Genomic DNA, 14,611 nt, shown 5'->3' with positions numbered 1-14,611 from the left:
GCGCTCGCATCGATCTGGCATGCCGGTGGCTGCGCCGGATCACACGAGGCCGGTCAGCCGGCCACCAAGGCCGGCATATCGACGACACGCCCGGTTAGGCGTGTCGTACCCGATTCAGACATTGACCCAGGCCTGATCGGCACAGGATCGATCGATGGCATCCAGAATCGCCTGATTGTGGGTGCCGAAGTCGAACCCGGGATAGCAGCCCGCTGGGCTGTCGATACCCTGGATGAGATCGTACACATCGATGACCTTGGCATCGTAGAACCCGAGGCCGCCGCCGCCGAAATCGTAGGGAAAGAAACCGGCGTACTGTGGCACCTGTGAACCGGCATACAGTGTCTTGAAGCCACGATCCCGCTTGTCGTCGGACATCTTGAACACCTGCAACTCGTTGAAGCGTTCGCCGTCCATGTAGATCGTGCCGTCCGTGCCCGAGACTTCCCAGTAGACGCCCATGATACGGCCGGCCGCGATGCGCGAGGATTCCACGACACCGGCTGCCCCGGAGGCGAATTGCACCAGGCATTGGGTCTGGTCGTCGTTCTCCACGGACCGCCGTTCGGCGTCCGCCCCGGCCCGGCTGCCATAGCCGGCGCCCGGCTCGGCCACCGGCCGCTCGGTGAAAACCGTCTGGGCCTGGCCACAGACGCGTTGGAAATCGCCCATCAGATACTGGGCGACACCGATCACGTGGGCCCCGAGATCGCCCAGCGAGCCGGTCCCAGCCGCTGCACGCGAACAGCGCCACGACCAAGGCAGCTCGGGATCGTTGAAAAATCCCTGATCGAAGGTGCCACGAAACCGGGTTGGCGTGCCGATCTCGCCGCGCTCGATGAGCTGGCGCGCAAGCATCGCGGCCGGTGTCTTGATGTTGTTGAACGAGATCATCGTCTTCACGCCGGCCGCTGCCGCCGCATCCCGCATCTCGCATGCTTCGGCAAGCGACATCGCCATAGGCTTTTCACAATACACATGCTTGCCGGCCGCGATCGCCGCCAGTGCCATTTCGTGATGAAACCGGTTCGGTGCGGTGATATCGACAACGTGCACATCCGGGTCGTCGATCAGCGCGCGCCAGTCGTCGTAGGCCTTGTCGAAGCCGAAACGCTGACGAGCGGCCTCGGCCAGAGTCTGCGATGTGTCGGCCACGGCATACAGCCGGGGTGTGCGCGCCAGATCGGTATATAGCACGCCACAGCGCCAGAAGGCTTCGGCGTGGGCCTGCCCCATGAAGCCGGTGCCGATGATGCCGATATTGAGTGTGTCCGACATGGGGGATTCTCCTCCGATTGAATTGCCCTGATGCATCGGCCGGGCCGCCTCCTCCGGGCATGACCGTGCCGGCTGCGCCGATGTTGGCGATTAGGGCGTCTGAGGCGACGTTCGAACGCGTCGCTTGCGATATGTCTTCGGGTACGGCCTCGTACGGCTGCGGCCGGCCTCGACAAGGCACGGCCACGGGGCCCGTGCCTTGTCGGCATGGGCAAGGCACGGCGACCACGGCCGCCGTGCAAGCCGGCCGATCAGTGTGTCGGCATCGTAAAGGCGTTGCCTTCGGAGACCGCGTCCTTCGGCCAGCGCGCCGTGATGGTCTTCAAGCGGGTATAGAACCGCACGCCATCGGCGCCGTGCACGTGCAGCGGGCCGAACAGGCTGCGCTTCCAGCCGCCAAAGGAATGGAAAGCCATCGGCACCGGAATCGGCACGTTCACACCGACCATGCCGACCTCGATACGCTCGGCGAACGCACGCCCGGCGTATCCGGATTCGGTGAAGATCGCGGTCCCGTTGGCGAACTGGTTGGCATTGATCAAATCGATCGCCTCGTCCAGCGACTCGGCGCGCGAGATGCACAGCACCGGGCCGAAGATCTCTTCGTCGTAGACCCGCATGCCGGGGCCGGTGTGGTCAATCAGCGAACCGCCGATGAAATAGCCGTCCGGATGCGTGGAGAAATCCGCGGCGCGGCCGTCGACCACCAGTTCGGCCTCGTCGGCGCCGATGCCGATGTACTCGGCGATCTTGTCGCGGTGCTCGGCGGAGACGATCGGGCCCATGTCGTTGTCGGCGCCGTCGACCAGCGACGGGCCGACCCGCAGCGCCTCCAGCCGCGCGACGATCGCCGCACGCAACTTTTCGGCCGTCTCTTCGCCAACCGGCACGGCCACCGAGATCGCCATGCAGCGCTCGCCGGCGCTGCCGTAGGCCGCGCCCATCAGCGCATCGGCCGCGCCGTCGATATCGGCATCGGGCATGACGACCATGTGGTTCTTGGCGCCGCCCAGTGCCTGGACCCGCTTCTCGGCCCTGGAAGCCGTTTCGTAGATGTGCTTGGCGATCGGCGTGGAGCCGACGAAACTCACCGCGGCCACATCGTTATGCGTGATCAGATGATTGACCGCATCGGCGCGACCGTGCACGACGTTGAACACGCCGTCCGGCAGGCCGGCTTCGGTAAGCAGTTCGGCCATGCGCACGGCCACGGACGGATCCTTGTCGGCCGGCTTGAGCACGAAGGTGTTGCCCGCGGCCAGGGCGATCGGGTACATCCACATCGGGACCATCGCCGGGAAGTTGAACGGCGTGATGCCGGCACACACGCCGACCGGCTGATACATGGAATAACTGTCCACGCCGGTGCCGACGTTCATCGAGTGCTCGCCCTTCTGCAGATGCGGCATGCCGCAGGCGAACTCAACGACCTCGATGCCGCGCGTGACCTCGCCCTGGGCATCGGAAAACACCTTGCCGTGCTCGGCGGCGATCATGCGCGCGAGCTCGTCACGGTGTTCGTCGAGCAGCGCCTTGTACTTGAACAGCACCCGCGCACGACGCAACGGCGTGGTCGCCGACCAGCCCGGCAGAGCCGCCTTGGCGGCCGCGACGGCGGCATTCACGTCGGCAGTGCTGCCGAGGACGACTTCGGCCTGCTGCTGGCCAGTGGTCGGGTTGAATACCGGCCCGCGATCGGCGTTGTCGCCGGCGGTCGCGGCGCCGTTGATGAAATGCAGTACTTCGCGCATGACTTCGATCCTTTGAACAATCGGTGTTGACGCAGGGCCAGCTTACGCGGCTTCGGCGAGCCGCAGGCCTGCGCTTCGGGCAGTGTCGTGCAGATAGCGATAGCTTCGCTGGGCTAGCGGCCACGACGGGGCGACCGTCTGGTCCTGCTCGGCTTCGGCGACCAGCCAGCCGTCGTAGCCCTGGGCCGCCAGCTGGCCGAGGATGGCCTCGAAATCCAGATCGCCGTCGCCGGGAATGGTGAACACACCGTCGACGACAGCATCCAGGAAACTGGCATTGCGGTTGCGCGAGCGCGCGATCACGGCTTCACGCACGTCCTTGCAGTGCACGTGGTTGATCCGGCGGCCCCATCGGGCGACCCAGTCGAGCGGGTCACCGCCGGCGAAACGGCAATGCCCCGTATCGAACAGCAGGCCCACATTGTCGCCGGTCTCGTTCATCAGCCGGGCGACATCGTCAGTGGACTGGATCGGCGTGCCCATGTGGTGATGATAGGCCAGCCGAATGCCTTGTTCGGCCAGATAATCGGCGACCCTGTTCAGCCGCGGCGCCAGCGTCTGCCAGTCGGCATCCGTGAGACGCGGGCGACGCGAGACCGCCAGATCGCGGTCGAGATGCACGCAACGCGCCGTCTCGCAGAAGACCATGTCGGACACACCGGCGGCTTTCATGAGCGCGAGATGGCCCTGTAACGCCTCGATCTCGACGTCGGCCTCGTGCTCGAGCAGATTCGAGGAATACCAGCCGGAAGCCAGGACCAGCGATTCGTCGGCGAGCAACGGCCCGAGCGCATCGAAGGTCGTCGGGAACTTGCGGCCCATTTCCACGCCCTGATAGCCGGCCCGTCGGGCCTCGGCCAGACACTGCGTCAGCGGGGTTTCGTCGCCGAGCAGCGGCAGGTCGTCGTTGGTCCACAGCAACGGGTTCACACCCAGTCGAACGGTCATGATTATTTCTCCTAGAGGGCGCCGCGTCGGGGCCACGAATCGTGTCCTGCAAGACGCAAGTCGCCGGTCGTGGCGTGCCACCATCCAGACTGGCAACGCCGCAGGGCAGGATTCGTAACCCAACCCGTCGGGACAAGCGGACTCGCACGAAACATCAACAGGCCCTTAGCGCTGGCGTTGCTTCTGATCGTCGTAGCCGGCACGCCGCTCGGCCACCGCATCCCGACTCGAAACTTCGGCGACAGGCACATCCCACCAGGTGCCGCCTTCGGCGGTGGCCTTGTCGGCATCCGTCTTGAGGGCGATGAGATAAGTCTTGTCGGCGGCCCGGGCTCGCTGGAGCGCGGCTTCCAGGCCGGCGATGCCGTCCACCCATTCGGCCTCGCAGCCCAGGGCTTTCGCATGGGCGGCGAAATCGATATCCGGGGCGCCGGCCGGCGCGGTGCGGCACCCGCTGAACAGATTGTTGAACTCCACGCCGACGGTGGCGTCCTGCAGGCGATGGATACAGCCGAAGCCGCGGTTGTCCAGCAACACCACGATCAGCTTGTGTCCCAGCATGACCGAGGTGGCCAGCTCGGAATTGAGCATCAGATAGCTGCCGTCACCGACGGTGACATAGACCTCGCGCTCGGGGGCGGCCATCTTCACGCCCAACCCACCGGCGATTTCATAGCCCATGCAGGAAAAGCCGTATTCGACGTGATAGCTGCCCGGCCCCGTGGCCTGGTACAGCTTGTGCAGTTCGCCGGGCAGGCCCCCGGCCGCGCACACCACGGTGCCGGTCTTCCCGGCCGCGCGGTTGACGGCGCCCAGCACCTGGCTGTCAGCCGGGCGTGCCGCGCCGTCGTCGGCGGTCACCAGCTCGACCACCGCGTGCCAGTCGCGGCGCAGGTCGGTCCGCTGTTGCTGCCAGGCATCCGCCGCGCGCCAGCCATCCAGCGCCTGGCTCAGGGCAGTCAGCGCGACCCCGGCATCGCCGACGAGCGATTGCGCGCCGTGCTTGGCGGCGTCGAAGCGCGCAACATTGATGCCCAGCAGGCGCGGCCCGTGTGCCATGTAGAGCGCACGCGAGCCGGTCGTGAAATCCTGCAGCCGCGTGCCCAGAGCGATGATCACGTCGGCCTGTTCGGCCAGAGTGTTCGCGGCCGTCGAACCGGTCACCCCGATCGCACCGACATTGGCCGGATGATCGGCACGCAGACTGCCCTTGCCCGCCTGGGTTTCGGCCACCGGGACGCCGTGTGCTTCGGCGAACGCTGCCAGACGCTCGCCGGCATTGTCGGAATACAGCACCCCGCCGCCGGCGATCAGCAGCGGCTGCCGGGCATCGCGCAACATCTCGACCGCCGCGGCGAGCTCGACTTCGTCGAGGCCCGGCCGGCGAATACGATGCACCCGCGGCTCGAAGAACGAGACAGGGAAATCGTAGGCTTCGGCCTGCACGTCCTGCGGCAGCGCGAGTGTCGCCGGCCCGCAATCGACCGGGTCCAGCAGGGTTGCAATCGCAGCCGGCAGACTGGTCACGAGTTGTTCCGGCCGGTTGATGCGATCGAAATAGCGCGAGACCGGCATGAAGGCGTCATTGACCGTCGTCGACGGCGCACCGTAGTGCTCGACCTGTTGCAGCACCGGATCCGGCTGACGCGTGGCGAACGTGTCGCCGGGCAACAGCAGTACCGGCAGACGATTGGCATGGGCCAGCCCGGCGGCGGTGACCATGTTGAGCGCGCCCGGCCCGATCGATGTCGTGCAGGCCATCATGCGCCGGCGCCGGTGCTGCTTGGCGAACGCGATGGCAGCATGCGTCATGCCCTGCTCGTTGTGCGCGCGATAGGTCGGAAACACGTCGCGCTGGTCGTACAGCGCCTCGCCCATGCCGGCCACGTTGCCGTGGCCGAAGATCGCAAAACAGCCCCCGAACAGGGACATGGGTTGCCCATCGATTTCGATGTACTGGGCCGCGAGGTGGCGCACCAGCGCCTGTGCCATCGTCAGGCGGACGGTCTCGACTTGTGGCGTGGCAGAACTCATGTCAATGCTCCGGCAAACGCGGCGTTGTCCGATTCACCCGCGGCCTGTCGCCAGGTGCGGATCAGTTCGGCGTAATTGTCCGATACCGTGGCCACGAAATCGGCGTCGACCAGCTCGCCGGCCAGCCAGCGCCGCGCGGGTTCGGCGAACAGGGTGCGCCCGATCGTGAAACCGCGACAGATATCCGATGCGCTGGCGTCACGAAAACCGGCCTTGACGTCTTCCATCGGCGCATCGAGGCCGAGCAGCACGACGCCGCGACAGTGCGCGTCGTAGCGCTCGATGACCTCGCGCACGGCTTGCCAGGCTGCGGTTCCCATGGGGGGCAGCTTCCACCAGTCCGGACGCAGGCCGAGGTGGTACATGCGCTGCAGACTGCGCGCGACGGTGTGATCGTCGACGGTCATGTCTTTCGGCGGAATCACTTCGATCAGCAGTTCGTGGCCGGTGACGCGGCGCGCTTCATCGAGTTGCCGGAGCCTGTCTTCCTGATCCAGACGCAGGTTGATCTCGTCGTCCGGATGATAGAACACCAGACACTTGATGATGTGTTCCGCCGGCCAGGTCATCAGCTGGCTGCCGATATCGTCACCGTGCTGAAAACGTAGCGGGCGCGAACCCGGCTGTTCGACCGGCCGCCCGATCCACCAGCGGCGGCCGGTCATCGCATTGAGCGCATCCTGACCGATCACATCGTCACACAGCACCGCCGGCGTGCCGGCGACGCCGGCTTTGTCCAACCCCTGCTCGGCCGCACGGACCAAAAGCTCCTTCAACGGCGACAGCCGATCGGCCGATACGCCGAGTTCGCCGACCATGTCGAAAAGCTGGACCCGATGATCGAAGGCCAGGCCATAGATCGGCCCCCAGGCGGCCGGGTGGCGCGTCGTCTTGGCATGCAGATCGTTGAGGCGGGCATCGCGATCCGGGCGGGCCACGTCGTCGCGGCGCGCCAGATAATCGAACAGCTCGGTCTCGGTCGGCATGGCCGGCGCGCAGCCGTGCCGGGAAACGACCAGCGCACCGCAGGCGTTGGCATACGTCGCGCAGGTCTCCCAGGACTCGCCGCGCAGATAGCCGCGCAGAAAACCGGAGATGAAGGCATCGCCGGCGCCCAGCACATTGAGCACGTCGACCTGGACTCCCTCGACGAGTACGCCGTCATGGACGCTGTTGCCCACCGGCCCATCGAAGATGGTGCAGCCCAATGCACCGAGCTTGCAGACCAGCACGGCATCGGAAAGCTCGCGCACCTTCTTGAGCGCAGCGACGGTGTCCGTCGTGCCGCCGGCGATATGGAATTCCTCCTCGGTGCCGACAATCAGATCGAACTCGCCGATCCAGCGCTGCAGATGTGCCGTGGTCTCGGCGTCGTCGACATACCGTGTCTCACCGTCGCCGAGTTCGGCCAGGCCCCACAGCACCGGGCGATAATCGATATCCAGAATCCGCTTGGCACCGCTGTCGCGGGCGGCGTTCAGCGCGACACGGCAGGCCCCCTGCGTGGTCTCGGTCGACAGATGCGTGCCCGTGATCGCCAGCGCCTTTGCGCTCGCAATCCAGTCGGCGTCGATGTCCTCGGCCGAGATCGCCATATCCGCGCAGTCCTTGCGATAGAACAGCAACGGAAACGTATCGCGATCCTTGATCGCCAGAATGGCCAGTGCGGTAAAGCGCGTCTCGTCGACCGGCATGTGCGAGGTGTCTACCCCGGCGCGCTGGAATTCCTCGATCACGAACCGCCCGAACTGCTCATTGCCGACCCGTGTGAGCATCGCCGAGGCCAGGCCGAGGCGCGCGCTGCCATAGGCGCAATTGCCCGAGCTGCCGCCGAGATACTTGGCGAAACTGGAGACATCCTCCAGACGGGCCCCGATCTGCTGGGAATACAGATCGACCGCGGCCCGCCCGAGGCAGATCAGATCGAGTGACTTGTGACGCATCGGCGACTCCCGAACACGGGAACGCGCACTTCAGCGCATTCCCTTTTAGATTATTTATTCCAAATTTTGCCGTCTTGAAAAATTCTTTTCAATCAGAATCCGACTAAAGTCGGCGCTGCCTGCCCCGATCGCATCGGCGCCGACGGCGCGCGATAACGACACGGTCCGCGCAGATCAGGCATGACAGCGTGTCGGCCGACCGCGGCGATGGCCGACACGCATGGCGTATCCGGCCAGCGATTGCGTATGTCGGCCGCTCTCGGCATTCAACCGATCTCACTCAGCGCGACCGTGCGGTTCTCGGCCAGTGAGCGCGCCGCGGCCGCCGCCAGTCGCAACGCCTCGTAGCCGTCCGCATGCGTCGCCGTTGGCGGCGCGCCACCCGACCACGCGTCGTACAGATCGCTCAGTTCCCGCGCATAGGCGGCCCCGTAACGTTCCAGGAAGAAATGCTTCGGGGTCTCTTCCGTCTGCCCGGCTTCGGTCGTCGTTCGAAGACGGGTTTCGGTCTCGTTGACGGCCTGCAACATGCCGCCGCTACCGAACGCCTCGATGCGCTGGTCGTAGCCATAGACCGCGCGCCGCGAATTCTGGATATGACACAGGCGCTGCGATTCGGTAACGAGCGTGACCATCGCGGTATCGACGTCACCGGCCTCGCCGATCGCCGGGTCGATGAGTACCGAACCGGCGGCCGTGACGCTCGCGATCGGCTCATCGAACAACCAGCGCGCCATGTCCAGATCGTGAATCATCATGTCGAAGAACAGGCCGCCCGATGTGCCGACGTATTCGGCCGGCGGCGGTGCCGGGTCCCGGCTGATGATGGTCAGAGTTTCCAGGCGACCGATTCGCCCGGCATCGAGCTGCGACTTGAGTGCGCGGAACTGTGCATCGTGGCGACGGTTGAAACCGAGCGCACAGGCCACCGGGTTCGCGTTGACGACATCCACCGCGGCCCGCGTGCGCTCGATATCCAGGGCGATCGGTTTTTCACACAGCACTGCCTTGCCGGCCCGCGCCGCCCGCTCGAGGAAATCGGCATGCGTGGCAGTGGACGAGGCGATCAGCACGGCGTCGATCGCCGGGTCGTCGAAGACCGCATCAACCTCACCGCGGACCGCGCCGTACTCGGCGGCAAGCTGATCGGCGGCGTCTGCGGCGATATCCGCGACGCAACGCAGGTGAATACGCGGATCCGCGTGGGCTGCCGCGGCATGGACCCGGGCGATACGCCCCGCCCCGATGATGGCGAGATTCATGGTGCGATCGCTCATTGCTTGATCTCCTGAAGACATCCTGTCGGCCGATACCCGGGGTATCCGGGCACCGGCGACGTCAATATCGATTGTCTGATTCGTTGGCATCACCGGGCCCGGAGTCCGGCGACCTAAAACGGGTCTGTCGTGTAGAAAAGACTACCGATTGGCAGCACGCGGCATCATTCGATATGCCACCTGTCCCTTCGAACATCGGCGGTGCGGACGATTTCGATCAGCTCGCATGCCACACCAACCTCTCGGCTCGTCACTATCACGACGTTCTGCTTTTAGAATTTATTTTCCGTTTTAATTTTTTACAAATATTTTATTTCATACTTTAGTCGAGCGTCCTCACAGCCGCTTGTCGCGCGTGTGACCAGAGCGAATGAGAAACCCGGTCGTCCCGGTATTGCCGAAGGAATTCGCCGCTCAGCCGGCGCGCAGCGCGCCCGAGGACCGGGGCGATACACACACCCATGGCGTGAGGTCGCTCATCGGCCGCGCTGGCCGCGATAGCGGCTGCGTTCTCGGGACGACGTCGATTCGGTATCAGAGCCGGGCTGGGCTGGGCTGGGCTGGGCTCAAACAGCGTCCGCCCCAAGGGCCTGTTGAGGTTTCGTTCGAGCGCCTTTTCGTCGAGAGACCGTAGTGTGCCCTGCAAGGCGCGAGTCGCCGGTCGTGGCGTGCCACGATCAAGGCTCGCAACGCCGCCGGACGCCAATCGTCGCTTTTTTATGGGCGGCCCAACCCTCCGGGACAAGCGCCCCGAAATCAAGAACACGACGGCAATCCAGCGTTGTAGCCCGCGGGTGCAGCATGGCGGCACGGCGCGCACGACGCCTCGTCTTGCCGCCCATCGTCAATTTCAGGGCGCCCTTGGCGCGGACTCCCTCGAAACCTCGACACGCCCTGGGGCGTTCGACGCGCCGGACTCGGGCGACTTCGTGACGTCAATCAATGAAGAAAGCGTGAGCTAGTGGGCGGCGTGCAGTTTGCCGCCAAACGTGCCGGACGGCGCCGTGGCGGCTGACGATATCGGCAGGTTGTTTCAATCGGTACGCGCCGACGACGTCACCGCGGCCGCGTGATGCTCGAATCGAACGATTAACGGCCATGTGTCGGAAGCAGCCGCGCAAACGGCCGGTCCTGATGCGTCGGGCTCAGGCCCGACGGGGTCGACGACCCGGGCCGATCAGGCATCGGAATGCCTGATCGGCCCCGTCGCGATCCAGAGCGGTCTTACGCTTGGTTGATGCGGACCGGCGCCACATAACCCGTGCCATGGGTACCACAGAATACGGCGGCACGGTCCAGCAGCGCACCGATACGCGACCACACGGGGTGGGCCAGCGCCCAGCTCGCGCGCTCGCTGGCTTCGGATCGTGTATCGAAAGCGGTTTCCACAGTCATATCACGCATCGCCGTTCTCCTTGCCGAACGCTTGCGCCGTCATGGCGCCTCTACTGCTATTTCACGAGCCACGCGAAATCGGGATCGGTCGTGAACTTCCATTCACGCTTGGGCCCGGCCATGACATTCAGGTAGTAGAGATCATGGCCGTAAGGCGCACCGACCGGGTGATATCCACGCGGCACCAGTACACAACTACCGTCGCCGAAGGCCATCGACTCGTCTATTGAACGATCGTCGGTATAGATGCGCTGGAAACCGAACCCGGTCGCCGGATCGAGTCGGTGGTAATAGCTTTCCTCCAGGAATGACTCGGTCGGCAGGTTGTCTTCATCGTGCTTGTGGGGCGGGTAACTCGACCAGTTCCCGGCCGGCGTATAGACCTCGACGACGAGCAGGCTGTCGGCCGGCTCCGTCTCGGGCAGGATGTCGTGCACGTGGCGTACGTTGGCCCCCTCGCCTCGCGTCGATTGCTTGATCGCATCCGGCTTGATCAGACGAACCTGGTGGCCGCCGTGCCCCGGCGCACCGCAGATCCCGATCTCGACAGCGGTGAGCGCTTCGATCGTGAATGCCGTGTCGTTCGGCATATAGACCGCGTAAGGCGGTATCTGCTCGAAGACGCTCATCCGTTCGCCGATGTTTTCGAAATGCTGGTCACCGGCCGTGATGTTGGCCCGGCCGGACAGGATCACGATGCACAGCTCCTGATCACCGCTGTCATCGGCATACCGCGCCCCTTCGGCCAGCTGGCGATGCCGGAATCGCACATAGTCGAGCGGCTTGTCGGCACTGGCCGTATCCAGCGTCTGTTCGGCGTCGCGCACGGGGTTGAGCAGTAACTGCATGGGGCTCTCTCATGGGTTCATGAACGATGATCAAAATAGAACATATTTTCTATTATTTTCTATTTCAATTTATTCGATTCATACTTTAGTCGGCATCCGTCATCAGACGGTTGCGAGCGCCCCTCAGCTCGGGCGTTTCCCTCGCACCCGCAACGCACCGGCACCGATAGCCGCCATCAGCAGCATCGTGCCCACGAGCAGCCACAACGTGCGGTCCAGAGTGAAGGCGTGTGTCATGCCGCCGATAAGTACCGGCCCGATCAACAGCCCCGTATAGCCCGTCGTCGCGGCCATCGCGATGCCTGCCGGCCGCGCATGCGCCGTCGCACCGGCGACACTGAACGTGATCGGCACGATATTGGCGAGCCCCAGTCCCACGACCACGAAACCGATGCCGGCGCTGATCAAGGACGGCTCTGCCAGCACCACGGCCAGCGCCGCCGCGGCGCCGCTGGCCCCGGCCATGGCAACGCGCCGCCTGCCCAGCCATGAGATAACGCGATCACCCGCCAGACGGCCAACGAACATGCCGACCGAGAACGCAACGAAACCAATCGAGAACGCGCCGGCGTCCCGGCCCAGCGCGTCCTTGAGATAGATACTCATCCAATCGGTCAGCGCGCCTTCGGTCAGAAGCGCACAGAATGCGATGACACACAGCGCCAGCAGACGGGGCGGCCACCGTCGTCCTTCGCAAGAGGCAACGCGGCGCACGCTTTGCGGATCCGTCTCATCGGATGCATCACCGGCCCCCATGGCCCCGCCGCGGGCCGCGAAACACATGGGCACCAGCATCAACGCCGCTACCAGCCCCAGCACATGCGCCGGTGGCCAACCGTATCCGACCAGCCCGCCGGCCAGTGCGGCACCGATGCCGCCGCCCAGGCTCCAGGCCGCATGAAACGACGACATGATCGGGGTGTCATAAGTGCTCTCGATCAGGCTGGCGCGCGAATTCATCGTCACATCGAGCGCGCCGTTGCTGGCCCCGAAAAGGACCAGCCACATCGCCAGACCGCCTATACCGGTGGCCAACCCCGGCAAAGCCACGCTGATCACAAACGCCAATGCCGCGAGCAGACACAACCGATGCACCGGGTAGCGTTGTGCCAACCGGCCCGTGATTCCCATGCCGGTTAACGCTGCGACAGCCAGCGCGAACAGCGCCCCGCCCATCTCGAAGCCCGTGGCCCCGAGCCGGGCCTTGAGTTCGGCGATCTCGATCGACCAGGCACCGATGCCCAGCCCGTTGCCAAGAAATACCAGTGTGGTGCCGAGTCGTGCCCGGCGTATGGTTGTCCAAGAGGCAGGGTACGACATCAACAATTCGATCCGTCGGTCGACGATGGGGAAATCAGGCCATCCGAGACGGCCCGACATCCGACATCATGGACAAGCTAAAACGGCTATCCGTGAATAATGTGGTGGATTTACCCACCTAGTTCTTCAGACGATAGCCGGTCCGAAAGATCCAGGCCACGACACCGATGCACACGGCCAGGAACACACCGATCATCGCCAGACTCACGCCGACGCTCACATCGGCGGTATCGTAGAAGCTCCAGCGGAAACCGGAGACCAGATAGACCACGGGGTTGGCCAGCGTGACCTTCTGCCAGAACGGGGGCAGCATATCCAGCGAGTAGAACGTGCCGCCGAGAAAGGTCAACGGCGTGACGATCAACAACGGAATGATGGTGAGCTTTTCGAAGTTGTCTGCCCAGATGCCGATGATGAAACCGAACAGGCTGAACGTGATGGTGGTCAGCGCCAGAAACGTGATCATCCAGAACGGATGCGCGATCCGCACGTCCACGAACAGTTCCGCGGTCGCCAGAATGATCAGCCCGAGCGCGGCCGACTTGGTCGCGGCGGCGCCGACGTAGCTGGTAACGACTTCGACGAAAGAGATGGGCGCGGACAGCAGCTCGTAGATCGTGCCGATGAATTTCGGGAAATAGATCGCAAACGAAGCATTGGAGATGCCCTGGGTCATCAGCGAGAGCATGATCAGGCCCGGCACGATGAACGCGCCGTAGGACACCCCCTGCACTTCGGTGATCCGTGAGCCGATGGCCGATCCGAACACGACGAAATACAGCGACGTGGAAATGATCGGGCTGACCACGCTCTGGAACAGGGTGCGCGACGTTCGCGCCATTTCCGCGGCGTAGATGGTGGCGATGGCACGCCAGTTCATGGGCTTGACTCCGTATCGTCCGTCCGGCCGATCAGATCGACGAAGATCTCCTCGAGCGAACTCTGGTCGGTATCGACATCGCTCCAGGCGACCCCGGCCCGGGACAGATCGTCGAACAGCGCGCGCACTGGCGCATCGCCGTCGCGTCCGTAGGTGTAGACCAGCGCATGGCCGTCTCCGGCGAGCGCGAGATCGTAATCGGCAAGCCGATCGGGCACCCGGTCGAGTGGCGTGGACAGCCGTACGGTCAGGCGTTTCTGGCCGAGCTTGTCCATGAGCGCGGTCTTGTCGTCGACCAGCGCGATGTGCCCGTCACGGATGACGCCGATCCGGTCGGCCATCAATTCCGCCTCTTCGAGATAATGCGTCGTGAGCACGATCGTCACGCCGCGATCGCGCAGGCCTCGCACCACGTTCCACATGCTGCGACGCAGCTCGACGTCCACGCCGGCGGTCGGCTCGTCCAGAAACAGCACATCGGGCTGATGCGACAGCGCCTTGGCGATCATCACACGGCGCTTCATGCCACCGGAAAGCTCCCGGTTGCTGTTGTCACGTTTGTCCCAGAGCGACAGATCGCGCAACACGCGTTCGATGTGGGCATCGTCGCGAGGCTTGCCAAAGAGTCCCCGGGAGAATTTCGTCGTCGCCGCCACCTTCGCGAACGGCTCGACCGTGAGCTCCTGGGGCACGAGCCCGATGCAGGCCCGGGCGGCGCGGAAATCGCGCAGCGCATCGTGCCCGTTCACGTGAATCGTCCCCGCCGTGGGCGTGACGATGCCGCAGACGGTGTTGATGAGCGTGGTCTTGCCGGCGCCGTTCGGCCCGAGCAGAGCGAAGATCTCGCCACGATCGATCGCCAGATTCACATCGGCGAGTGCGGAAAAACCGTTGTCATAAGTCTTGTAAAGACCTGCAATATCTATCACGGACGCCG

General features: G+C 64.5%; 11 protein-coding genes. All 11 read right to left on the bottom strand.

All coding sequences use genetic code 11. The features are described from left to right. Positions 1-114: 114 nt before the first annotated feature. The 11 genes from D3260_RS03145 to D3260_RS03090 all read right to left on the bottom strand — a co-directional run bounded on the left by D3260_RS03145 (position 115) and on the right by D3260_RS03090 (position 14,603). Positions 115-1,278: a Gfo/Idh/MocA family protein gene (locus tag D3260_RS03145; RefSeq protein ID WP_120097107.1), complete on the bottom strand. Its 1,164-nt coding sequence runs from the start codon at positions 1,276-1,278 to the stop codon at positions 115-117. A gap of 251 nt (positions 1,279-1,529) precedes the next feature. Beyond that, complete coding sequence (locus D3260_RS03140) at positions 1,530-3,029, bottom strand: CoA-acylating methylmalonate-semialdehyde dehydrogenase (protein ID WP_120097106.1); 1,500 nt, start codon at positions 3,027-3,029, stop codon at positions 1,530-1,532. A 42-nt stretch (positions 3,030-3,071) separates the two neighbouring features. Continuing rightward, entirely contained in the window at positions 3,072-3,977 is a 906-nt protein-coding gene (gene iolE, locus D3260_RS03135; RefSeq protein ID WP_120097105.1) for a myo-inosose-2 dehydratase, read from the bottom strand. Positions 3,978-4,142: 165 nt separating this feature from the next. Next, the gene (iolD, locus tag D3260_RS03130) at positions 4,143-6,011 is read right to left on the bottom strand and encodes a 3D-(3,5/4)-trihydroxycyclohexane-1,2-dione acylhydrolase (decyclizing) (protein ID WP_120097104.1); all 1,869 of its coding nucleotides are present in this window, start codon (positions 6,009-6,011) and stop codon (positions 4,143-4,145) included. Beyond that, on the bottom strand, positions 6,008-7,954 hold the full coding sequence (gene iolC, locus D3260_RS03125) for a 5-dehydro-2-deoxygluconokinase (protein ID WP_120097103.1): 1,947 nt from the start codon (positions 7,952-7,954) through the stop codon (positions 6,008-6,010). Before iolC ends, iolD begins: the two co-directional genes overlap by 4 nt. 266 nt (positions 7,955-8,220) lie before the next feature. After that, entirely contained in the window at positions 8,221-9,216 is a 996-nt protein-coding gene (gene iolG, locus D3260_RS03120; RefSeq protein WP_120097238.1) for an inositol 2-dehydrogenase, read from the bottom strand. 1,239 nt (positions 9,217-10,455) lie between these two features. Then, entirely contained in the window at positions 10,456-10,635 is a 180-nt protein-coding gene (locus tag D3260_RS03110) for a hypothetical protein (protein WP_120097101.1), read from the bottom strand. A 47-nt stretch (positions 10,636-10,682) separates the two neighbouring features. Beyond that, positions 10,683-11,474, bottom strand: a complete 792-nt coding sequence (gene iolB / locus D3260_RS03105) for a 5-deoxy-glucuronate isomerase (protein ID WP_120097100.1) — start codon at positions 11,472-11,474, stop codon at positions 10,683-10,685. A gap of 123 nt (positions 11,475-11,597) precedes the next feature. Next, positions 11,598-12,794 (bottom strand): MFS transporter, encoded by a 1,197-nt coding sequence (locus D3260_RS03100; RefSeq protein WP_147418093.1) that lies wholly within the window; start codon positions 12,792-12,794, stop codon positions 11,598-11,600. Positions 12,795-12,912: 118 nt separating this feature from the next. Beyond that, positions 12,913-13,674, bottom strand: a complete 762-nt coding sequence (locus D3260_RS03095; protein ID WP_120097098.1) for an ABC transporter permease — start codon at positions 13,672-13,674, stop codon at positions 12,913-12,915. After that, on the bottom strand, positions 13,671-14,603 hold the full coding sequence (locus D3260_RS03090) for an ABC transporter ATP-binding protein (RefSeq protein WP_233543929.1): 933 nt from the start codon (positions 14,601-14,603) through the stop codon (positions 13,671-13,673). Before D3260_RS03090 ends, D3260_RS03095 begins: the two co-directional genes overlap by 4 nt. Positions 14,604-14,611: the final 8 nt, after the last annotated feature.

It is taken from the genome of Salinisphaera sp. Q1T1-3 (assembly GCF_003602005.1).
Classification (GTDB): Bacteria; Pseudomonadota; Gammaproteobacteria; order Nevskiales; family Salinisphaeraceae; genus Salinisphaera.
Note: the sequence above shows the minus strand (reverse complement) of the source record. Positions and strands in the feature narration are given on the sequence as shown.

What these genes read in the sequence shown, in the direction of transcription:
- iolE (WP_120097105.1), bottom strand. Translation starts at nt 3,977, where the DNA reads ATGACCGTTCGACTGGGTGTGAACCCGTTGCTGTGGACCAACGACGAC.
- D3260_RS03140 (WP_120097106.1), bottom strand. Translation starts at nt 3,029, where the DNA reads ATGCGCGAAGTACTGCATTTCATCAACGGCGCCGCGACCGCCGGCGAC.
- iolB (WP_120097100.1), bottom strand. Translation starts at nt 11,474, where the DNA reads ATGCAGTTACTGCTCAACCCCGTGCGCGACGCCGAACAGACGCTGGAT.
- D3260_RS03145 (WP_120097107.1), bottom strand. Translation starts at nt 1,278, where the DNA reads ATGTCGGACACACTCAATATCGGCATCATCGGCACCGGCTTCATGGGG.
- iolG (WP_120097238.1), bottom strand. Translation starts at nt 9,216, where the DNA reads ATGAATCTCGCCATCATCGGGGCGGGGCGTATCGCCCGGGTCCATGCC.
- D3260_RS03110 (WP_120097101.1), bottom strand. Translation starts at nt 10,635, where the DNA reads ATGCGTGATATGACTGTGGAAACCGCTTTCGATACACGATCCGAAGCC.
- D3260_RS03100 (WP_147418093.1), bottom strand. Translation starts at nt 12,794, where the DNA reads ATGTCGTACCCTGCCTCTTGGACAACCATACGCCGGGCACGACTCGGC.
- iolD (WP_120097104.1), bottom strand. Translation starts at nt 6,011, where the DNA reads ATGAGTTCTGCCACGCCACAAGTCGAGACCGTCCGCCTGACGATGGCA.
- D3260_RS03095 (WP_120097098.1), bottom strand. Translation starts at nt 13,674, where the DNA reads ATGAACTGGCGTGCCATCGCCACCATCTACGCCGCGGAAATGGCGCGA.
- iolC (WP_120097103.1), bottom strand. Translation starts at nt 7,954, where the DNA reads ATGCGTCACAAGTCACTCGATCTGATCTGCCTCGGGCGGGCCGCGGTC.